Origin of the sequence: Streptomyces sp. NPDC086080 (assembly GCF_044540255.1) — a bacterium.
Lineage (GTDB): Bacteria > Actinomycetota > Actinomycetes > Streptomycetales > Streptomycetaceae > Streptomyces.
Map to the genome: position 1 here is coordinate 63,376 of NZ_JBITRU010000001.1, position 20,515 is coordinate 83,890.

General features: G+C 73.2%; 18 protein-coding genes. 5 read left to right on the forward strand and 13 right to left on the reverse strand.

Annotated elements, in window-relative coordinates:
- Positions 1 to 8 precede the first annotated feature (8 nt).
- The 4 genes from ACIF9R_RS00300 to ACIF9R_RS00315 form a co-directional block, all read right to left on the reverse strand.
- Positions 9 to 1,103: a DUF5925 domain-containing protein gene (locus tag ACIF9R_RS00300; RefSeq protein WP_399972141.1), complete on the reverse strand. Its 1,095-nt coding sequence runs from the start codon at positions 1,101 to 1,103 to the stop codon at positions 9 to 11.
- A gap of 61 nt (positions 1,104 to 1,164) precedes the next feature.
- Complete coding sequence (locus ACIF9R_RS00305; RefSeq protein ID WP_399972144.1) at positions 1,165 to 1,986, reverse strand: polysaccharide deacetylase family protein; 822 nt, start codon at positions 1,984 to 1,986, stop codon at positions 1,165 to 1,167.
- Complete coding sequence (locus ACIF9R_RS00310) at positions 1,979 to 2,980, reverse strand: glycosyltransferase (protein ID WP_399972147.1); 1,002 nt, start codon at positions 2,978 to 2,980, stop codon at positions 1,979 to 1,981. Before ACIF9R_RS00310 ends, ACIF9R_RS00305 begins: the two co-directional genes overlap by 8 nt.
- Positions 2,977 to 3,798: a glycosyltransferase family 2 protein gene (locus ACIF9R_RS00315; RefSeq protein WP_399972149.1), complete on the reverse strand. Its 822-nt coding sequence runs from the start codon at positions 3,796 to 3,798 to the stop codon at positions 2,977 to 2,979. The genes ACIF9R_RS00310 and ACIF9R_RS00315 overlap by 4 nt, the downstream gene beginning before the upstream one ends.
- Before the next feature lie 554 nt (positions 3,799 to 4,352).
- On the opposite strand from ACIF9R_RS00315, the gene ACIF9R_RS00320 reads away from it, so the two are divergent.
- A complete protein-coding gene (locus tag ACIF9R_RS00320) occupies positions 4,353 to 5,159 on the forward strand; it encodes an SGNH/GDSL hydrolase family protein (RefSeq protein WP_399972152.1) in 807 nt (268 codons plus the stop codon).
- A gap of 4 nt (positions 5,160 to 5,163) precedes the next feature.
- Here ACIF9R_RS00320 and ACIF9R_RS00325 read toward each other — a convergent pair whose 3' ends face one another.
- The 4 genes from ACIF9R_RS00325 to ACIF9R_RS00340 all read right to left on the reverse strand — a co-directional run bounded on the left by ACIF9R_RS00325 (position 5,164) and on the right by ACIF9R_RS00340 (position 11,791).
- Positions 5,164 to 6,786, reverse strand: a complete 1,623-nt coding sequence (locus ACIF9R_RS00325) for a protein kinase (RefSeq protein ID WP_399973003.1) — start codon at positions 6,784 to 6,786, stop codon at positions 5,164 to 5,166.
- A gap of 78 nt (positions 6,787 to 6,864) precedes the next feature.
- Entirely contained in the window at positions 6,865 to 8,439 is a 1,575-nt protein-coding gene (locus ACIF9R_RS00330; protein ID WP_399972155.1) for a sulfite exporter TauE/SafE family protein, read from the reverse strand.
- Positions 8,436 to 10,139 (reverse strand): tetratricopeptide repeat protein, encoded by a 1,704-nt coding sequence (locus tag ACIF9R_RS00335; protein WP_399972158.1) that lies wholly within the window; start codon positions 10,137 to 10,139, stop codon positions 8,436 to 8,438. Before ACIF9R_RS00335 ends, ACIF9R_RS00330 begins: the two co-directional genes overlap by 4 nt.
- A gap of 119 nt (positions 10,140 to 10,258) precedes the next feature.
- Complete coding sequence (locus ACIF9R_RS00340; protein ID WP_399972160.1) at positions 10,259 to 11,791, reverse strand: DUF4331 domain-containing protein; 1,533 nt, start codon at positions 11,789 to 11,791, stop codon at positions 10,259 to 10,261.
- Between the two features lie 243 nt (positions 11,792 to 12,034).
- Between ACIF9R_RS00340 and ACIF9R_RS00345 the strand changes: the two genes are divergently transcribed.
- The 3 genes from ACIF9R_RS00345 (at position 12,035) to ACIF9R_RS00355 (ending at position 13,794) form a co-directional block, all read left to right on the forward strand.
- On the forward strand, positions 12,035 to 12,577 hold the full coding sequence (locus tag ACIF9R_RS00345; protein WP_399972163.1) for a sigma-70 family RNA polymerase sigma factor: 543 nt from the start codon (positions 12,035 to 12,037) through the stop codon (positions 12,575 to 12,577).
- A complete protein-coding gene (locus ACIF9R_RS00350; protein ID WP_399972166.1) occupies positions 12,574 to 13,392 on the forward strand; it encodes an anti-sigma factor domain-containing protein in 819 nt (272 codons plus the stop codon). Before ACIF9R_RS00345 ends, ACIF9R_RS00350 begins: the two co-directional genes overlap by 4 nt.
- Positions 13,393 to 13,518: 126 nt before the next feature.
- On the forward strand, positions 13,519 to 13,794 hold the full coding sequence (locus tag ACIF9R_RS00355) for a hypothetical protein (RefSeq protein WP_399972169.1): 276 nt from the start codon (positions 13,519 to 13,521) through the stop codon (positions 13,792 to 13,794).
- A gap of 197 nt (positions 13,795 to 13,991) precedes the next feature.
- Here the strand turns inward: ACIF9R_RS00355 and ACIF9R_RS00360 are convergent, their stop codons facing one another.
- The gene (locus ACIF9R_RS00360; RefSeq protein WP_399972172.1) at positions 13,992 to 14,774 is read right to left on the reverse strand and encodes an ABC transporter permease; all 783 of its coding nucleotides are present in this window, start codon (positions 14,772 to 14,774) and stop codon (positions 13,992 to 13,994) included.
- Positions 14,771 to 15,751: an ATP-binding cassette domain-containing protein gene (locus tag ACIF9R_RS00365; RefSeq protein ID WP_399972175.1), complete on the reverse strand. Its 981-nt coding sequence runs from the start codon at positions 15,749 to 15,751 to the stop codon at positions 14,771 to 14,773. The genes ACIF9R_RS00360 and ACIF9R_RS00365 overlap by 4 nt, the downstream gene beginning before the upstream one ends.
- 62 nt (positions 15,752 to 15,813) lie before the next feature.
- Here ACIF9R_RS00365 and ACIF9R_RS00370 point away from each other — a divergent pair, with 62 nt between their 5' ends.
- Positions 15,814 to 16,527 (forward strand): TetR/AcrR family transcriptional regulator C-terminal domain-containing protein, encoded by a 714-nt coding sequence (locus ACIF9R_RS00370; protein WP_399972178.1) that lies wholly within the window; start codon positions 15,814 to 15,816, stop codon positions 16,525 to 16,527.
- A 20-nt stretch (positions 16,528 to 16,547) separates the two neighbouring features.
- On the opposite strand, the gene ACIF9R_RS00375 is transcribed toward ACIF9R_RS00370, so the two are convergent.
- The 3 genes from ACIF9R_RS00375 to hmgA form a co-directional block, all read right to left on the reverse strand.
- Positions 16,548 to 17,750: a type ISP restriction/modification enzyme gene (locus tag ACIF9R_RS00375; protein WP_399972180.1), complete on the reverse strand. Its 1,203-nt coding sequence runs from the start codon at positions 17,748 to 17,750 to the stop codon at positions 16,548 to 16,550.
- 509 nt (positions 17,751 to 18,259) lie between these two features.
- Positions 18,260 to 19,009, reverse strand: coding sequence for a GntR family transcriptional regulator (locus tag ACIF9R_RS00380; protein ID WP_399972183.1), 750 nt, complete (start codon positions 19,007 to 19,009; stop codon positions 18,260 to 18,262).
- Between the two features lie 27 nt (positions 19,010 to 19,036).
- Positions 19,037 to 20,389 carry a homogentisate 1,2-dioxygenase gene (gene hmgA, locus ACIF9R_RS00385; protein WP_399972186.1) on the reverse strand — a complete coding sequence of 451 codons (1,353 nt, stop codon included), beginning with the start codon at positions 20,387 to 20,389 and terminating at the stop codon, positions 19,037 to 19,039.
- Positions 20,390 to 20,515: the final 126 nt, after the last annotated feature.

Below are 20,515 nucleotides of genomic sequence, written 5' to 3' on the forward strand. Positions count from 1 at the left end.
CAAAGCACCTACAGGTACAGGCCCGCGTCCGTGTTCCCGCGTGGTTCCGGAAGCGCCGTCGGGGAGGTGCCCCGGCGCAGTGCGTACAGCTCGGCCAGGGTCGAGCCCTCGCGGCCGACGCCCTCCTCACCGCCCAGCCAGTTCACCGCCTCCGTACGGGTCAGCCGCCCCACCTCGATCCTGGCCAGGCAGCGGCCGGGGCGGACCACGGCCGGGTGCAGCCGCTCCAGGTCCTCGTTGGTGGTGACCCCGACCAGGACGTTGCGGCCCTGGCCGAGCAGACCGTCCGTCAGGTTCAGCAGCCGGGAGAGCGCCTGCCCGGCGGTGTGCTTGGCCTCGCCGCGGATCAGCTCGTCGCAGTCCTCCAGGAGCAGCAGCCGCCAGCGGCCCTTGCCGGCCGCGTCCTCCTCGCCGATCGCGATGTCCATCAGATAGCCGACGTCGGAGAAGAGCCGCTCCGGGTCCAGGACGCAGTCCACCTGGCACCAGTCCCGCCAGGACCGGGCCAGCGTGCGCAGCGCGGAGGTCTTGCCGGTGCCCGGCGGGCCGTGCAGCAGGAGCAGCCGGCCCGAGATGTCCTCGGGGGTGGTCTTCATCAGGCGGTCCATCGCGTCCGCCACCGGCGCGGTGTAGTTGGGCCGGATCTCCTCCCAGGTGCCCGCCGAGATCTGCCGGGTGGTGCGGTGCGGGCCGCGCCTGGGGGAGACGTACCAGAACCCCATGGTGACGTTCTCCGGCTGCGGTTCGGGCTCGTCCGCCGCGCCGTCGGTGGCCTCGTCCAGGATCTTCGCCGCGAGGTCGGCGCTGGTCGCGGTGACCGTGACGTCGGCGCCCCGGTTCCAGCGCGAGACCAGCAGCGTCCAGCCGTCGCCCTCGGCCAGGGTGGCGCTGCGGTCGTCGTCCTTGGCGAGCCGCAGGACCCGCGCGCTCGCGGGGAGCAGGGTCGCGCCGGAGCGCACGCGGTCGATGTTGGCGGCGTGCGAGTACGGCTGCTCGCCCGTCGCGAAGCGGCCGAGGAACAGGGCGTCGACGACATCGGACGGGGAGTCGCTGTCGTCGACGTTGAGCCGGATCGGCAGTGCGTCGTGCGGGTGCGCGGACATGCCGCCATGATCGGTCACCGGGCCGCCGTGTGCACCCGGTTTCCGGGGTGCGCGCGCAGGGTCACCGTACGGCCCCCGGTGTGCGGTCCGGTGGACGGCGGACCAACCGCCCTGCCTGCCGGGTGCGGCGCACCATCGCGTACCCCTTGGTCAGGACGCGGTCCCGGGCGAAGGCGCGGGTGACGGCCCGGCCTTCCACCAGGCGTGCGAAGTCGGCGGCGGATGTGGACCTGCGCACCGTCACGCGCCGCAGGGCGTACGGCCCCTGGGTGCGGCGGGCGAGGCCGTTGCCGACGGCCAGGGCCTGGGCGTACCCCGTCTCCCGCACCGCCTCGCGCACCCGGCGGCTGGAGTAGCCGTAGGGATACGCGAACGAGGCGGGTACGGAGCCCAGCTGGTCCGAGACGATCTCCTTGCAGAGGATCAGCTCGGCCCGCAACCGGCCGTCGTCGAGCAGGTCGAGCTGCGGATGGCTGTGGCTGTGCCCGCCGATCTCCACGCCCCGGGCGGCCAGCTCACGCACCTGACCCCAGTCGAGCATGGTGTCGAGGCCGCCGCCGGTGTCGTACGGACCCCGGAGCCAGCCGGTGGAGACGAACAGGGTGGCCGGGAAGCCGTGCCGGGCCAGGACGGGCAGGGCGTGGCGGTGCACGCCCTCGTAGCCGTCGTCGAAGGTGACCAGGACCGGCCGCGCGGGCAGCGGCCGGTCCGAGCGCCAGCGGGCGGCCAGTTCGGCGGTGGTGACGGGGGTGAGGCCCCGGTCCGCGAGCACCGCCATCTGCTCGGCGAACGCCTCCGGGGACACGGACAGCGCCCGGGTCGCCCCGTTCGGCCGGGCCATGACCGCGTGGTACATCAGGATCGGCACGGGTGCGTCAGTCACGGTCGTCGTCCTTCCCGGCGGCCACCACGCAGAAGGTGACTGCGCCCCGGCGGGCCCGCACACTGCCCACCAGGTATCCGCCCGCCGCCGTGAGCACCCCGGCGACGATTGCCCCCGCCCGGCCCGCGCCACCCGGGCGGAACAGCAGGGCGTCGCGCAGCCCCCGCACCACTCCGGCCGGCAGCACACGTGTGGTGTACCGGCGTTCGGACTCCAGTCCTCTCCGGGTGCCGACGCTGCGGGCCACCAGTGCCTTGGACAGGCCCTCCGCGTAGGTCCGGGTACGGAAGTAGCGGAAGTGCTCGCGGGCCCCGGGCACCCGGTGGTGGATCACCGCGCGGTCGTCGATCAGCAGGACCGCGTCGGGCCGGGCCCGGCTCAGGCGGATGCACAGCTCCGTCTCCTCCCCGCCCAGCGGGCGCTTGTCGCCGTCGCGCCCGATACCGGTGGCGAAGCCGCCCGCCGCGTCGAAGGCCTCGCGCCGGAAGGAGGCGTTACCACCGAGGACGTTGCGCACCCGCACCCGCCCTCCCGGCAGGCCCCGGTAGCTGCAGCCCACCACCCAGTCGAACTCCTCGGGGAACCAGTCGGGGCGGCGGCCCGACGCCCAGACCGGCTCGGTGCGCCCGCCGACCGCCATCACGCGCGGATCGGCGTACCCCGCGGCGAGGTGCCCGAGCCAGTCGCGTTCGGCCACGGCGTCGTCGTCGAGAAAGGCGACGATCTCACCGCGTGAGGCGGCGATTCCGGTGTTGCGGCCGGCGGACAGGCCGCGGGGGCCCGCGTTGGCGAGCACCCGCACCTCCCCGGTCTCCTTGTACTCCTTGTCCAGACGGTCCAGGAGAGCCCGGTTGTGGTCGACGACCAGCAGGGTCTCCAGAGCCGGCCGTGACTGCGCCCGCACGGAGGCGACGGCCGCGAGGACGTCCTCCCAGCGCTCCTCGGTGTAGGCGCAGATCACGACCGAGACGCCCGGGGTGCCGGGATCGCTCAAGACACCGTCTCCCGGCCCGTGTCCAGCAGCGGGGAGTGGCGCGGGCGGCGGCGCAGCGCACGCCGGTTGGAGCGCTCCTGGAGGATGACCTTCAGTACCCGGAAGCCGTCGCGTACGGCCCGCAGATTGCTGGTGCCGTGGATGCGCAGGTATTCGTGGCTGGGTATCTCCTGCACCTTCAGACCGGCCTTGACGACCCGGATGTTCATCAGGGTCTCGATCTCGAAGCCGGTGCAGTCGAGGTCGATCTTGTCCAGGCAGTGCCGCCAGAAGGCGTTGTAGCCGTAACAGAGGTCGGTGTACCGCGCGCCGAACTTGCGGTTGACCACGGCGCACAGCACCCGGTTGCCGAGCTTGCGGATGAAGGTCATGTCGTCGGTGCCGCCGCCGTTGGCGAAGCGCGATCCCTTGGCGAAGTCCGCGCCGGAGACCAGCGCGGAGACATAGCTGAGGATCTCGTTGCCGTCCGCCGAGCCGTCCGCGTCGACCATCACGATGATGTCGCCGGTGCAGGCCTCGAACCCGGAGCGCAGTGCGTCCCCCTTGCCCTTGCCGCGCTGCCCGACGACCAGCACGTCGGACCACAGTGTGCGGGCCACCTGGACGGTGTCGTCGGTGGAGTTGCCGTCGACCAGGACCACTTCGTGGATCCAGTCGGGAAGCGTCTTGAAGACGTACGGAAGGTTCTCCGCCTCGTTCATGGCCGGTATCACCACGCTCACCGGTGGCGCGATGGCCAGGTGCGAGGAGACGGGCCGGTACGTCCTGGCGGCCGGCGGATCCTGATCCGCGGCCGCAGGCTGCAGTACGGAACTCATGGTTCTGGTCCCTCTCGTCCGGTGGACCGCCCGCCCCTCGGGCGGCCCGGCTGTTCGTCCGGTTCGAAAGGGGGGTTGTTCACCCCACGGCACGACGGCTGGAACCGACGTGCGCGCCGGGTGAGTCGGCACATCTGGCCGGCCGCCTGAGCGGCGGCCGCCCGCGCGGCACGGCCCGGTCACCATCGCGGTCACCGGGCACGGCACCCCCCTACCGCGCCCCGCGCCGGTTCGTCGTGCTCCCGAGCCCTCCCCTGAGCGCGTACCGACGGACCGATGCGGGTGAGATGAATGACGGTATTGACGATTGGACCCGTATGGCAAGACCTGGAATGTCATCTCACGTTATTGGTGATTTGGCCGTTACGGGTGTCTCTTGCCCGGGCGTATGTGTCTGCGTGAACGGCTTTGCGCCCGAAGCCCTGGATGCCGGGCTGGTTCCTGAAGTCGGATTCCGGTCGGGGGGACAGTAACAATTTTGGCATGGACACTTCCAGTCAACACGCGTAGTTGGTACCACGGTTGCGGCAGAGACCCTGCTAAAGGGAGGTTCCATGAGACGTTCCCGACTTGTCCTCTTCCTCGGCACACTCCTTCTCGCCGTCACCACCGCCCTCACCGGGGCCACGGCGGCTCAGGCGTCCCAACAGGCCGCGAACGGCGGCTATGTGGCGCTCGGCGACTCCTACTCCTCGGGTGTCGGAGCCGGCAGCTACATCTCCTCCAGCGGCGACTGCAAACGCAGCACGAAGGCCTACCCCTACCTCTGGGCCGCGGCCAACTCACCCTCGTCCTTCGACTTCACCGCCTGCTCGGGCGCCCGCACGGGTGATGTTCTCTCCGGGCAACTCGGCCCGCTCTCCACCGCCACCGGCCTGGTCTCGATCAGCATCGGCGGCAACGACGCCGGATTCGCCGACGTCATGACGACTTGTGTGCTCCAGTCCGACAGCTCCTGCCTCAACCGGATCGCCACCGCGCGGGCGTATGTGAACTCGACCCTGCCCGGCAGGCTCGACAGCGTCTACTCGGCGATCCGCGACCGGGCGCCGAACGCCGACGTCGTGGTGCTCGGTTACCCCCGCTTCTACAAGCTCGGCACCTTCTGCATCGGACTCTCCGAGACCAAGCGGAGGGCCATCAACGACGCCGCCGACCTCCTCGACAACACCATCGCCCAGCGTGCCCAGGCGCACGGCTTCACCTTCGGCGACGTGCGCACCACCTTCTCCGGCCACGAGATCTGCTCGGGCAGCTCCTGGCTGCACAGCGTGGACTGGCTCAACATCGGCAACTCGTACCACCCGAAGGCGGCCGGCCAGTCGGGCGGCTACCTGCCGGCGCTGGACGCGGCGGCCTGATCCCTCAGTAGCCGTCGTCGTCCGAACCGGAAGGAGTACCGGAGGGAGTACCGGAGGGAGTACCGGAGGCCCCGCCCGTCGGGGTCTCCGTCCCGCACGTCACCGAGAACGGCACCGTCTCGGAGGTGGTGTGCACCGGCTCCCTGACCTCCACGCCGATCTCGCTCCGGTACGTTCCCCGCTCCGCGTACGTCGTCACGGTCACCGTGTCCCCCTTGGACCGCCCGCCCCCCTCGGGGAACGACAGTTTCCGCCAGCCCAGATCGGCCACCGAGCCGTCCTCGGCCACCCAGCGGTAGGACACCTCGGCCGGCAACCGCCCCACGGTGAACGTCGCCGTGAACGCGGGCGCCCGCTCGCCCGGCGGGGGACAGCTCCCGGAGTACTCCGTGCGCGCGCCGGTCACCGTCACCGACACGGTCTGCGGCGGCGGAGCGCTCCCCTCGTCGTCCTCGTCACGCGTGGCGGGACCGGGTGCCGGATCCTTCGTCCCCGTCGCCCCGCCGCCGTCCTCCCTCTCGTCCTGGCCGCCGGTCCGCGCGGGTGAACTTGCCCCACCACCGGTGTTCTTGCCCTCCGGCCCGCCGTCCCCGCGGTTCAGCAGCGCGTACGTCAGCCCGGCCAGCGCCAGGGCCACGGCGACCACGCCCACGACCAGGACGACGGCACTGCGCTGGTCGCGCCCCGGCCGGGTGACCGCGGTGGCCGGCGTCCCCGTGACCGGCTGCGGGGGAGTGGGCGAAGACGCCGTCCCGGGCGGCGGCAGCGGGAGTGCGGCCACCGTGGGGGCGTACGGTCCCGATGGCGCCGTGTCCCCGCGCGGGGCCCCACCGGACGCGACGATCCGCAGGTCCTCCTGCGCCCGCTCCGCCGGCAGCCGCTCCGCCGGGTCCTTGCGCAGCAGCCCTTCGATCACCGGGGCGAGCGGACCGGCCCGTCGCGGTGGCGGCAGTTCCTCGTCCACGATCGCCCGCAGCGTGCTCAGCGGGGTGTCCTGCCGGAAGGGCGAGGCACCCTCCACCGCCGCGTACAGCAGCACTCCGAGCGACCACAGATCCGACTCGGGTCCCGGAGTACGGCCCAGCGCACGCTCCGGCGCGAGGAACTCGGGCGAACCGACGACCTCCCCGGTCATGGTCAGCGCGGAGCTGCCCTCGACCATGGCGATCCCGAAGTCGGTGAGCACGACCCGCCCGTCGTTCGAGATCAGGACGTTCGCCGGCTTCACGTCCCGGTGCAGCACCCCGGCACCGTGCGCGGCGCGCAGCGCGGCGAGCACCTCCGCACCGACGTGCGCGGCCCGCTGCGGCGTCAACGGGCCCTCCGCTTCCAGCACTTCGGCGAGCGAGAGGCCGCGGACCAGCTCCATGACGATCCACGGACGCCCGTCCTCGGTCGCCACGTCGTACACCGTCACGACGTTGCGGTCGGCGATCCGGGCCGCCGCCCACGCCTCCCGCTCCAGACGGGCGTACATCCGCTCGATGTCCGCCCCCGGCAGCCCGGCCGGTGCGCGCACCTCCTTGACGGCGACCTCGCGGTGCAGCAGCTCGTCGTGGGCCCGCCACACCGTTCCCATCCCGCCCTCGCCGAGCGGTGACAGCAGCCGGTAGCGGCCCCCGATCACCCGCTCACTGCCCGGTTCTTCGGACACGGCGCCCCCATTCGCATCCGGGCGAATTCTCCCGTTCCTTGTGAAAGTAGCTCAGCCGAGGGCGGATGCGGCCCCCCTGAACACCAATCCGGCTCCCAGGACCACGACGACGAACGCCGATCCCAGGGGCGCGCTCCGGCGCACCAGCGCCGCCCAGGGGGCCGCTGTCCAGCGCGGGCGGCGGTCCAGCAGCCGGGTGATGCCGCTGCCTGCCTTGACGACCGCGTATCCGGCCGCGGTGAGGGTGAGGGCCAGTCCGACGCCGTACGCGACGACGAGCAGCAGCCCGAACCAGGCCTGGCCGAGGGCCGCTGCGCCGACCAGGACCACGACGGCGGACGGACTGGGGACCAGCCCGCCGGCGAAGCCGAGCAGGATCGTGCCGCGCAGGGTGGGCGCGGTGGGGTGGGTGTGGGTGCGGCCGCCGTGGGTGTGCTCGACGTGGCCGTGCGTGTGCGGGTGTTCGTGGCCGTGCGGGTGGTCGTGGTCGTGGTCCTCCCCGTGCCCGTGGTCGTGCCCGTGCCCGTGGTCCTCCCCGTGCCCGTGCCCGTGCCCGTGTCCGTGGTCGTGCCCGGCGTCCTGCTGCCCGTGGTTCCGGCTGCGCAGGGCACGCCGTACGAGGCTCGCGCCGGCCAGGGTGACCAGGATGCCGCTCGCGATGCCCAGCCAGGCGATCACCGAGGGCGCGGCGGCCGAACCGGCCGTGACCAGCAGGCCCAGGGCGACCACACCGAGGGTGTGGGTGACGGTCACCGAGGCGGCCATCGGCAGGACGTCCCGGAGCCGGGCCCTGCCTCCGCGTGCCGCCGCCGTCGCGGCCATCAGGGTCTTGCCGTGGCCCGGGGCGAGCGCGTGCATCGCGCCGAGGACGACCGCGATCAGCAGGGCGAGCGCGGCGAAACCGACGGTGAGGTCGCGCCGGGCGACGAGTTCGTCGAGTGCGCGGGTCCAGCGGTCGGCGCCGCGCGGCAGTACGGCGGAGGCCGGTGCGTCGGCCTTCTCCTCGGCCAGGGCCGGGCCGCCGGGGCGGATGCGCAGGGTCGCCGTCCCGGTGTCGGCCGGGGACGAGAGCAGCTTCTCCGGATACCGGGTCAGTTCGCGGGACAGCGAGGCCGTGGGTACGTCCGAGGCGGTGAGTGTCATACGGTCGCCCCGCGCGGTGATCTCCCGCCAGCCCGGCCCGGACGCCTCGCCGGCTCCCCGGAAGCGGAGGTCCACGGTGTCCCGCTCCGGGAGGGGAGCGGTCAGGGCGCACTCCACGCGCAGGGTGTCGAGGCCCGCCTGACCGGGCCGCACACCCGCGCGTGCGTCGCGCACGGTCAGCGTGGCCGTACGGCCGTCGACCCGCACCTCGCTGTCCCGCGCGGCGCCGGCACAGCGTTCCCGGGCCCAGGCGTCGCGGCCCAGCCGCTCGATGTCCGGCCCGGCCTGCGTGGCCGGGATCTCGGCGAGGTCCTCGACATGGTGGACGCGGAGTTCACCGGGCGTGGCCACCAGCCCGTCGTAACGGTTCACGGTGAAGTTGCCGAGCGGATGCGCGCTCGCCGCGGAGGCCGGGACCAGCGTGAGCGCGCAGGCGGCGCCGAGGACGGCGGCACCGGCGGCGACGGAACGACGGGGGATCAACGTGCCGCCTCCAGTTCCTTGAGCGCGGTCCGTGCCGCGCGGGCGCCCAGCGGCGAGAAGCCGGGGTTCAGCTCCAGCGCCGCGGTGAGGGAGCCGCGGGCGGCGCGGTCGTGTCCGGCGGCCTTCTCGATCATGCCCCGGTGGTAGAGGAAGACGGCGTTGCGGTAGCCGGTGGCGGTGGCCCGGCGGGCGTACCGGAGCGCTTCCTCGTCACGCCCGTTGACATGCAGCGCCCAGGCGAGGGCGTCCGCGGTGTGCACACTGCGCCGCCGGTCCCATTCCGAGCGGGCCGCGCGCAGCGCCTCACCGGCGTCCCCGTGGTCGGCGGCGGCGAGCGCGGTATCGAGGTCGACGTCGACACCGCCGACGCGGGCCAGCGCGGTCCAGGCGTCGACGAGGGCGTACTGGTCGCCCGCCTTCGCGCGGTCCCCGTCGGCGCCGCGCGCCTCGTACAACTCGCCGAGAGCGACGAGCGGTCCGGGCAGTGGGGAGCGGGCGACGACCTGTTCCAGCGTCGCGATGGCCCCCGCGCGGTCGCCGCTCGCGGCCTGGGCGCGCGCCCGGCCCTCCAGGGCGGGGAGGTGGCCGTCGTCGGCGGCGAGTGCCCGCGCGTAGTGCGTGAGGGCCGTCTCGTACTCGCCCTGGTTCCAGGCGAGCTGTCCCAGCGCGGTCGCGACATACGCCACGTCGGCCGGCGAGGCCGCGCTGTCCAGGGCCCGTCGCAGCACCTCCCGCGCGGTGTCCACGTCGCCGCGCAGCTCCCGGACGTAGGCGTACCGCGTGAACACCGGCACCCCCGGCCGCCTGCGGTCGGCGGTGGCCGCGGCCTCGGCGGCCTCCTGGTACCGGCCGAGCTCGACCAGGGCGTCGATACGGGAGCACAGGGCGCGCTCGCTGTAGGGATTCTCCTCCAGCGCGCGGTCGGCGTGCCGCAGGGCGCCGGTGAAGTCGTGCCGGGCGGCGGCGAGGGCTGCCTGTCCGGCGAGGGCGGGTTCGTTGTCCGGTGCGAGGGCGAGGGAACGCTCCAGCGCCCGCTCGGCCTGCGGGTAGCGCGAGGGGTCCCCCTGGGTGCGCGCCTGCTCCACGTAGGCGGTCCCCAGGGTGGCCCAGCCACCGAAGTCCCTGGGCTGCGCGCGCAGGTGGGCCTGCAAGGACCGGATTCCGGCCCCGAGATCACCCCCGGCGAACACACCGGCCGCGACCGTCCCGCCCGCGGGAGCCGCGTCCCGCCCGCGGTCCCGGTCCCCTCCGACCGCGACGCTCCCGGCGGTCATCGCGACAGCCAGCAGGACGGCACACGAGGCGGCGTGCAACCCGGGCCCCCGCCGCGCGGCGGCGGCGAACCGCCGCAGAGCCGCGACCCGCTCCCGGACGACGCCCTCACCGGGGACCGCCGCCCGATCCCGCCCGCCACCCTCCGCGTCCGTCCGCGGACCGCGCTCCGGTCCGTCTCCCGCGTCCACGCCGTGGGTGTGGTCCGCCCGCGCGGGGTGGCCGTTCTCCGGGGCACCCGTCGCCGGTACGCGACCGGAGGCCGCCGTCCCGGACCGGTTCTCCGGGTGACGGTCGCCCTCGGGCCGCCGCCGCGCCTCCGCGTGGCGTGTGGTCCGCGGTTCCTGTGCGGAGTCCGTGCGGCCGGAGGCCGGCTCCGCGGCCGTCGGCTCGTTCTCCCCGGCCCTGTCGTTCGTGCGGGCAGCCATGACCTCTGCCTCTCCTCGGTGTTCGGCGGCGCGGCCCGTGCCGTGGGGGACGGGGGACGGGCCGCGCCGGCGGATGGGGGCGGGCCGGCGTACCGGCCGCCCGGGGACTCGCCGGGGTCTCAGTACGCCCGGCCGCGCATCCGGCGCCACCACATCAGCGCCACGCCGATCAGCAGCAGCCCGCCGGCGCCGGCCCCCGCGGACGCGGCGATCAGGGCCGTGTCGTCCGAGCCGTCCGCGCCCGCCGGCCGCAGCGCGTCACCGAGCTGGTTGCGTACGTCGTTGCCGCTGTCCACACCCTTGGCGAGCGGGCCGCGCGATCCCTCCGTCGGGTTCGCCAGATAGGGGAAGGCGGTCCCGAACTCCTTGTCGTTGGCGTCGACCGCGTCACCCAGGTCGTTCTCCGCGCCCACCAGTTCACCCTCGACGACCTGGAGCGCCGCGTCGATCACGTCGTCGCTCAGCCGCCGCCCGTTGGGGAAGCCGGCGGTGTCCCCGTCCAGGACGCCCAGCCGCTTCGGCTTCGCGGCCGGCTCGATCGACGTGTTGAGGCGCAGCATCTCCGACGGCGTCACATGCGGCGGCTGGTTGAGCCCCTCGACACCCTTGAGGAACACGTCGACGAGATCGTTGCGGGGCTCTTTGGGCGCCGGGATCTTGTAGATCGCCTCGATGAGCTTCGGCAGCTCCGGCTCGGTGACGTTCTTCAGGAACTGCGCGTCGTCCCACGGCGCGGACGCGTTGAACGTGTCCTTGTCCTTCAGCGGGTTGACGACCTCGTTCACCAGTGGACTGCCCAGCCGCGACACCTGGACGAAGTGCCCCTCGGCGTTCTCGCGCTGTGTCGTCGACCAGATGCCGACGACCGGCTGGTCCGCCGACTCGGTGATCATGTGGGTCGGCACCTGGAGCGCCAGGGAGTTGACGTTGTACCCCTTGAGCGTGTCGTTGCCGACCTCGGAGAGGTTCCCGCCGTACAGCAGGTCGAACACCCGCAGGTCGAGGAAGAAGGGGTCGTCGGCCTGCCCGGCGAAGGTCGTCGCCCCGCCCGCCAGTTCGTGCACGGCCTGCTTGCGCAGCGTGTCGTAGTCCGGCATGGACGCCTTGCCGACGTTCGACGGAGCGACCGGCACGTTGTCCGCGATCTTCGTGCGGGACACCACGTGCTGGTCCTTCAGCTTCAGCAGCTCGATGTCGTAGGTCTGCGTGATGTTGAGATCGTCGTCGTCCAGACTGGTGACCGGACCGGTGTTGTAGAGGAACGTCTTGTCGTTCTTCGTGTGGGTCTTGAACGTGTAGCGGAAGAGCAGCTCGCCCTGTGCGTCACCGTTGTTGTCGATATGGATGTCGTACTGGGCGTCCTCGGCGAAGGTGAAGAAGTTCGGTCCGCCGGCCGGCTCCTCGAAGGGGATCCAGTTCGCGATGATCGTCGTCGTGTCCGGCTTGTCGGGGCTGACGAACGCGTACAGGTCCGTGTTGTCGTACTGCGGGGTGCCCGATATGAGGGGGGCCTCCCGGTGGGAGGAGGCGGAGGCCGCCTCCGGTTCCAGCGCGGCCGTACCGGCCGCTGCGAGCCCCCCTGCCGCCAGCGCGCCACAGATCAGGGTCGCGAGGCTCCTGCGCCCCGCACCGGTCCTGGAGTCAGTTGTCATGCCGTCCGTCCTCAGTGCCAACTTGCCTGACGCACTGGGATTCGGAGCACGGGGCGGGCCGGATTGGTGACTTTTCAAAGTCTTTCCCCGCCCCCTCCCGCGCAGCCGCTCCGGCCGTAGCATTTCTCGCTGCCGACCCGCGTTTTCGGCCCGGTGATCCGTACTTCCCATCCGGAGGCGCGCTCGCTGCGAATGCCTTGTGGGACCGGTCGGCCCGGCAGGGCCTGGAGAGGGGGACACGCGTTGGAGGCGGACGAGCTGCTGATGCTTGTGGCCGCGGGTGACCAGAAGGCGTTCGAGGACCTGTACGGGCTGGTCTCGGGCCCCGTGTTCGGGCTGGTGCGGCGCGTGGTGCGCGATCCCGCCCAGTCCGAGGAGGTGGCTCAGGAGGTGCTGCTCGAACTCTGGCGCTCCGCCGCGCGGTTCGACCCCGGCCGGGGCAGCGCGCTGTCCTGGGTGCTCACCCTCGCCCACCGCCGCGCCGTCGACCGGGTGCGCAGCGCCCGCGCGGCCGGGGAGCGTGAGCAGCGTGAGGCCCGGCGCGGACCCGGCCCCGCCTTCGACCAGGTCGCCGAAGAGGTCGAGGCCGGGCTCGAACGCGAGTGGGTACGCCGCTGTCTGGACCGTCTCACCACGCTCCAGCGCCAGTCGGTCACCCTCGCCTACTACGACGGCTACACCTACCGGGAGGTGGCCGAGCGGCTGTCCCTGCCGCTGGGGACGGTCAAGACCCGTATGCGCGACGGCCTCACCCGCCTGCGCCACTGCCTGGGAGGCGCGGCATGAGCCTGTTCGGCCGACTGGGAGCCCGCGGCGCTCCGCACTCGCTGGCCGCCCCCTACGCCCTCGACGCACTGGAACCCGCCGAGCGTGTCCGGTTCGAGAAGCACCTGCGGTCCTGCGCCCGCTGCGCCGCCGAGGTGCGCGAACTCGCCGAGGACGCCGTCCGCCTCGCCTGGTCCACGGCCGCACCCGCGCCGCCCGCGATGCGGGACCGGGTGCTGGCCGCCGTACGGACCACCGCGCAGGAGCCCGCGCCCCAGGATTCCGCACGCGCGCGGACGCCGCAGCTGCCACCCCACGTCTGGGGTGCCGCTCCGCCGCCGCGCGACCGGGAGCGGCGCCGGTCACCGTTGTTCGTGCCGTTCGCGACCGCCACCGCCGCCGCGGCGCTCGTCGTCGCCTCGCTCTTCGCCGTCCAGGCGGACCGGACCCAGGACCAGTTGAACGCCGAACGCGACCGGACACGTGAGATCGCCCACGTTCTGGCCGCCCCGGATGCCCGCGCGAGCAGCGGCCGGGACGCGCGGGGTCGCACCATCCAAGTGATCGCCTCCGCGTCGGCGCGCGGTGCGGTCGTCACTCTGGGCGGATACGACGACCCTCCGAACGGACGTGTGCGTCAGCTCTGGCTCATGGGTCCGGGGGAGCAGCCGCGTTCCCTGGGGCTCTTCGAAGCCGACACGCCCCTGGTCGCGTCCGGCCTCGACACCTCGGCGACGTCACTGGCGGTGACCGTCGAGCCCGACGGCGGGTCACCGCAGCCCACCGGCCGGCCCATCGTCCAACTCGCCCTGAAAACGGTCGGATTCGGAGAGTAACCGTCCCGGGTTCGTCAACGCCCTTACAGGGAAGGTGAATCCTGTGACCGCGATACACGCGTGCCCGGATGGGGCGATAGGGTTACCCTGCCCGGGCCGGGTGGACTCGTACGGGTGGGGAGTGACATGGAACAGATAACAGTGCGCAGCAGGGCCAGGGTCCCTGCGATCACCTGCGGCAGCGGCGCGAGCAGTTCGCGCCTCGACCGCCATCTCTCGGTGCTCGCGGGGCCGGCGGTCCCGCAGCGGGAGACGGCCGAGGCGACCTCGCTGATGCGTGAGCTGACCGCGCGTGAGCCCGTGCACGGCCGCGGCGCCAGGGGCTCACGGGCCCGGACGAGCCGCGTCTCGCTGTTCGCCCCGCTGCGTCGACTGCGCCGCTCCCTCTTCGGCAGCCGGTAGCGCCCGCGCCGGACGGTCCCACCGTCCCGGCGCAGCGCCCTGCCCCCGTCCGTCGTCCCCGCGGCACTGGTGGGCACCGGGCGCGTCGGAGCGCCCTCACGTCCCCTCGCCGGCGCCCCCGGTCCCACCCGGCAGTGATGCCGGGGGCCCGCCGGTCCCTCCCTTCCTCACCGTGCCTCACCGCTCCTCCCCGTGCCTCACCGCTTGCCGTGGGCGTACTCCCGCACCGCGAGCGGCACGAACACCGCGAGCAGCACCGCACACCAGGCCAGTGACCCCGCGACGGGATGTGCCACCGGCCAGGCGGCCCCCTCCGGTGCCGACGCGTTGCCGAAGAGGTGCCGCAGCGCCGTCGCCACCGCGCTGACCGGATTCCACTCCGCCACCGTGCGCAGCCCTCCCGGCAGGCCCTCGGTGGGGATGTACGCGCTGGACAGCAGCGGCAGCAGGAAGGTCGCCCCGCCCAGCTGACCCGCCGCCTCCTCGCTCCGGGTGAGCAGGCCGAGCCAGATCCCGGTCCACACGCAGGCGAAGCGGAACAGCAGCAGCAGCGCGAGGGCGCCCACCGCCGCCGGTGCGCTCCCTTCCACCCGCCAGCCGACCGCGAGCCCCACCAGCAGGAACGGCACCGTCCCGGCGGCCGTCACCAGCACATCCGCCAAGGCCTGGCCCAGTGGCACCGCCGCCCGGCTCATCGGCAGTGTGCGGAACCGGTCCGTCACCCCCCGGTGCACGTCCTGGGCCGACTGGAACATGCCGGTCATCAACCCGCCCGCCGCCGTGGCCACCAGCAGACCCGGCACCAGGAACGACCGGTACGCGGTGCCCGGCACGGTGAGCGCGCTGCCGAAGACGTAACCGAAGAACAGCAGCATGCTGACCGGCATCGTCTGACTGAGAATCATCAGCCCCGGGTTGTTGCGCACCCGCCGCAGCTGCCGGCCGAGCATCGCGGTGCCGTCGTACGCCAACGTGCTCATGCCGCACGCTCCTTGTCGTCGTCGGTCCGATGGCCGGCGAGGGCCCCCGGGTCCTCGGTCAGCCGGAGGAACACGTCGTCGAGGGTCGGGGGCCTGAGGCTCGCGTCGAGCAGCGGCACGCCTGCCGCGTCCAGCGTGCGCACCAGGTGCGGGAGCGTGAGCGTCGTGTCCCTGGTGACCGCGCCGACCGCGTTGCGCTCCCGGTCCAGGGACGGCTCCGATCCGGTGAGCCGGTCGAGTACTCCGGCCGCCGCTGTCAGCGCGTCCGCGTCCGCGACGACCACCTCCGCGTGCGTGCCGATCAGCGCCTTGAGTTCGGCCGGTGAGCCGGTGTGCGCGACGCGTCCCCGGTCCACCAGGGCGATGTCGTCGGCGAGCCGGTCGGCCTCCTCCAGATACTGGGTGGTGAGCAGTACGGTCGTGCCCTCGCCGGTCAGCTCCCGCACCGCCTCCCAGATCAGCGCCCGGCTCGCCGGGTCGAGTCCGGTCGTCGGCTCGTCCAGGAACAGCACCTGCGGACGCCGGATCAGGCTCACCGCCAGGTCCAGCCGGCGTCGCATGCCGCCCGACCAGCCGGAGGCCGGCCGGTCGGCCGCCTCCGTGAGCCCGAACCGGTCGAGCAGCTCGGCGGCGCGTGCGGCGGCCCCGCTCACCCGGTGCAGCCGGGCGAACAGCCGCAGGTTCTCACGGCCGGTGAGGTCTGCGTCGATGGAGGTGTCCTGTCCGGTGACGCCGATCCCGCGCCGTACGGCGGCTGCCTCCCGGACGAGGTCGTGGCCCGCGACCCGCGCCGAGCCCGCGTCGGGCCGCAGCAGCGTGGTCAGCACCCGGACGGCGGTCGTCTTGCCCGCGCCGTTGGGCCCGAGCACCCCGCACACGGTGCCCTCGGGCACCGCCAGATCCAGCCCGCGCAGGGCATGGACCTCCCCGAAACGCTTCTCCAGACCCTCACTAAGTACAGCGTACGTAGTAGTCATGGGGTGACCATAGCGCACTACGTACGGTGTACGTAACTACGATGGTGGGGAGGTGATGACCGATGGCGGGCCGAGCGTCCGAACCCGAAGTGATCTGGGCGCGCCCCGAGCGCACCGGCCGTGGACCGCGACCGGCGTACACCCGCGGCGACATCGCGGCCGCGGCGGTACGGATCGCCGACGCCGAGGGCCTGGACGCGGTCTCCATGCGCCGCGTCGCCGCCGAGCTCGGCTGCGGCACCATGTCGCTGTACAACTACGTCCCGCGCAAGGAGGACCTGTACGAACTGATGGTGGACGCGGCCGGCGGCGAGCACGAGCTGTGGGAGCCCGCCGGCGACTGGCGTGCCGACATGCTCCGGGTGGCTCATCAGACCCGCGCGCTGATGCACCGCCACCCGTGGCTGCCCCGGCTGATGTCACCGGTCTACGGCTTCAGCCCCAACGCCCTGCGTTATCTCGAACACTGTCTGGCCTGCCTGGACCCGCTCCCCGAGCCCTACGGCACGAAGCTGGAGCTGATCGCGATGCTCAACGGCATCGTGACGACCTACGTCGCCAACGAGCTGGCGACCGACGAGCGCACCCGCTCGCTGCCCTGGTCGCAGGAGCGGGAGAACGCGATGCGGATCGCCTACCTGGGCGGCCGGATCGCGACCGGCGACTACCCGAGGATGGCGGCGGCCTTCGCGGAGGACGCGGGGCCGATCGATCTGGAGGCGGTGTTCGAGCGGGCGCTCGGCCGGATGCTGGACGGCTTCGACCCCCGCCGCTGAACCCGCGGGGCCGGTGGACGTCAGATGAGCGCGAGCTGGCCCTCCGGGCCTTCTTCGCGGGCGTCCAGCACAGAGGCGGGGCGGCGCGCCCCGGGCGGTACCGGGAGCACGCCAGCCTCGCGCAGTTCGGCCGGCGTGACCGGGTCGGGGACCGCCGGGCCCGTCAACGCCTCCCGTTGCGGGCGCAGTTCGGCCAGCAGGGCGAGGACCGTGAGGAGCTCCAGGAGCTCCGAGGTCCAGGTCTGGGGCCAGACGGCGGGCCGGATCGCGGCCAGGGTGCCCGGCTCGCCCGGCTCCGTGCGGGCCGCGAACCACTGTTCCAGCACCCGGACACCGCCCGCCTCGAAGTCCCAGGCCGCGGGCGGCACGGGGGAGATGCGGCCCTCGTCGAGCAGCAGGGCCTCCTCGTCCCGGTCGTAGCGCACGGCCGGCGGCCGGGAGGGCAGCGGGGCACGGACGTAGGGGCGGCGCCCGCCCGGCAGCTTCGGGCGCTCCCCGTCGCGCCGCATCAGCCACAGCATCCTGCGGCCCACGGCCACACCCCGTTCCCATGTGTCCGCGTCCCCGGTGAGCGGCACCGCGAGGCCCCCGGGGGTGGGCCGGGCCACGGCTGTCGCCCAGGCGAGGACGTCCACGGGGGAGGTGTCGCGGCCGAGCCGGGAGGCGAGGTGGTCCGTCAGACCCGGGGCCAGGTTCGGCTCCGCGGCGCCCGGCCTGCGGTACAGCGGGCGGACGCGTCCTGTACGGAGCACGGGCAGCAGGGAGGTGGCGAGCAGCGGCGGTCCGGTGGAGTCGTCGACGGCGGCGGTGCCCCGCGAGGTGACCGCCTCGACGACGAACACCTGTCGCTCGTCCGCCACCCGCCACAACTCGGGCCGGGCGGCGTCGATCAGCCGCTGGTCCGGGATGAGCCACTGCTCGTCGAACGGGGCGTACAGGACCCGCACCGGCTCGGGGCACGGGCCCGGGGCGCGGGCCAGCCTCTCCGTGCCGCCGCTTCGGCCCGGCAACTGCCCGACCGCCGTGTGCGGGGTGCGGGAACGGGTCGGCTGGAACAGGACCTCGCGGTCCGCTGCCCCGGCCTTCACCAGAGCGTCCCAACGCGCTTTCAGGGACGCCGGGTCGGGGGCCGCCGGCCACCCCCGGCCGAGCCGCGGCGGTGCGACGGACCACGGCATGAGGTCCGCCAGCAGCGGAGCGTCGTCGTGCGTCACGCTGGGCATCGTACGACCCCGGCCCCGTCGGCGTACTCCCGCTCGCGGCACGAGGCCGCGGACGGCTCCCGCCGCCACTGCCGGAGGACCTCGGCGCTCCCCGGGCCTGTCGCGGCAGGCACCCGGAGTGGGCCTGATGTGGGGACCGGTCGCCCGGTGGCGGCGGGTGTCCGCCGAGAGTTCCGGTGGCGGGGATCGGGTGGCGTCCGGCGTGACGCGCGCGTCACGAGGCCGCGCACGGTCCGGGCCCCGGCTCCGCCCGGGGCTCTCCCGGTCCTTCCGGCGGACCCTGGGGCTCTCCCGGTCCTTCCGGCGGACCCTGGGGCTCTCCCGGTCCTTCCGGCGGACCCTGGGGCTCTCCCGGTCCTTCCGGCAGACCCCGGGACTTCCCGGCCCGCCGGCGGGGGACGCGCCAGGGCCGGCCCCGGCCTTCCGCCGGGCCACCCGGAGCGCGGGCCTGACGTGCGGGGGCGGCCTGGGGGGCGGCGGGCGTCCGGCGGTGGTCCCGGGGGCGTGGGTCAGGTGGCGTCCAGCGTGACCGTGAAGGAGAAGCGGTCGCCCCGGTAGTTGATGACGGCCGCGTCCAGGACCCGGCCGTCGCCGTCGTAGGTGATGCCCGTGTAGTGCAGGATCGGGCTGAGCAGCGGGACCTGGAGCAGGCGGGCCGTCTCCGGGTCCGCCAGCCGTGCCTCCACCGTGTCCGTGATCCGGCTGATGTCCGCCCCGACGACATCCCGCAGCACCTTGGTCATCGGCCACCGCACCAGGTCGGCCGGATCGATCCGGGCGGCCATCTCGGGGCGCACGTAGTTGCGGGCGTGGTTGGTCGGCTCGCCCGTCTTCTCGTCGCTGCGCAGCCGGTGGTACGCCGCCACCTCGGACAGGCCGGGGAAGTACTCGGCGATCTCCGCCGGCACCGGCGCCGGGCCGTGCTCCAGCAGTTCGGTGGTCATCCCGGACTGCTGGGCCACGATCGCGTCCACCGACCCCAGCAGCCGCACCGGGGCGCCCCGCCGGGCGTCGGGCTCGATGAACGTGCCGCGCCGGCGGTGGCGGGTGATCAGCCCCTCGTCCTCCAGCTCCTTCAGCGCCTGCCGCATGGTCAGCACGCTCACCCCGTAATGCCCTGCCAGCTGTTCCTCGGTGGGCAGACGCAGGGGATCGTGGGGCGAGCGGCCGAGGATCGAGGCGCGCAGCGACTGCGACACCTGGTACCAGAGCGGCAACTTGCGGTTCAGGACGATCGAATCCGGAGCGAAGGAGGTCACGGGCTATCCGTACCGGTCAGGAACGGTTCAGCGCAACGGTCGGAAGGTGCGCTCGATCCCCTGCCACACGTCGTCGTACCCCTGTTGCAGATGCTCGGCCCGTGCCGCTTGGGGGGTCAGGGACACCGGCCAGCGCGTCTCGAACATGAAGGCGAGACCGTCGTCGATCTTCTCTGGGCGCAGCTCCGCGGCGCTCGCCTTCTCGAACGTCTCCCGGTCCGGTCCGTGCGCCGACATCATGTTGTGCAGCGAGCCGCCGCCGGGCACGAAGCCCTCCGCCTTCGCGTCGTACGCGCCCTCGATCAGGCCCATGTACTCGCTCATCACGTTCCGGTGGAAGTACGGCGGACGGAAGGTGTCCTCGCCGACCAGCCAGCGCGGGGCGAAGACCACGAAGTCCACCCCGGCGACGCCGGGGGTGTCGCTCGGCGCCGTCAGCACCGTGAAGATCGAGGGGTCCGGGTGGTCGTAGGAGATGGTGCCCATCACATTGAAGCGGCGCAGATCGTAGGCGTACGGCACATGGTTGCCGTGCCAGGCCACGACATCCAGCGGGGAATGGTCATAGGTGGCCGACCAGAGGTTGCCGCAGAACTTGTTCACCACCTGCACGGGGCCCTCGACGTCCTCGAAGGCCGCGACCGGCGCCCGGAAGTCCCGGGCGTTGGCCAGCCCGTTGGCGCCGATCGGGCCGAGGTCGGGGAGCCGGAAGGGTGCTCCGTAGTTCTCGCACACATATCCGCGGGCGGACTCGTCCAGGACGTCCACCCGGAACCGTACCCCGCGCGGCACCAGCGCGATGTGTCCCGGCTCCACGTGCAGCAGCCCGAACTCCGTGCGCAGCAGCAGCCCTCCGTGCTCGGGGACGATCAGCAGCTCACCGTCGGCATCGCTGAACACACGGTCCATCGAGGCGGTCGCGTGGTAGAGGTGCACGGCCATGCCGGTGCGCTGGGTGACGTCGCCGTTGCCTCCCAGGGTCCACAGGCCGGCCAGGAAGTCGGTTCCCGCGGCCGGCTCCGGCAGCGGGTTCCAGCGCAGCCGGTTGGGGTCGGGGACCGTCTGGGTGAAGGGCGCGGTGCGCAGTGCGCCGTTGCCGGTGCGGGTGAACGCCGGGTGGGCCGCGGACGGACGGATCCGGTACAGCCAGGAACGGCGGTTCTCCCCCCGCGGCTCGGTGAAGGCCGATCCGCTCAGTTGCTCCGCGTACAGTCCGAGCGGTGCGCGATGCGGCGAGTTGCGGCCCTCGGGCAGAGCGCCCGGGATCGCCTCGGAGCTGTGCTCGTTGCCGAAGCCGGAGAGATGCTCCAGCCCCTCGGCGGCCTTGCGCGCTGCCGCGCGCTCGAACGCGCTCGCGTGGGCGGTGCCCCCATCGCTCATGCTCACTGCTCCCTCGGAGTCGATTCCTATAGGACACCGTAGGATTGCGTTTTCTCCGGCGCAAGGGGGGCGCGCGGGCCCGGTTCGTCCACCCCTCCTCCTCCCGGCGTAGGACGGGGCCCGACT